Below are 239 nucleotides of genomic sequence, written 5' to 3'. Positions count from 1 at the left end.
TATCGGACCGCAAAGCGGCGGTACAGTGAATGATCTGCCGGTGCATAATTTTGAGTCAATGGGCCGCATTGAAACCAAAATTCCGACTGAAGTTCTGGTGTCTGATCGTCGTGAGTTTGAACTGGCTGAATAAGGCTTCATCGCACTGACGATGCGTAAAGGCTCAGACAACGCTGCATTTTTCTCAGCAAACTCGGTGCAGAAGCCAAAATTCTTCGGTAACTCGCCAGAAGGCAAAG

General features: G+C 48.5%; 1 pseudogene. It reads left to right on the top strand.

Features of this window, described 5'->3' with window-relative positions:
- Positions 1-239, top strand: a pseudogene (locus tag ACYP03_RS27845) (type VI secretion system contractile sheath domain-containing protein); the annotation flags it as partial.

It is taken from the genome of Photobacterium sp. R1, assembly GCF_054600795.1.
The sequence above is the reverse complement of the archived record's forward strand: the minus strand, read 5'-3'. Positions and strand labels throughout refer to the sequence as shown.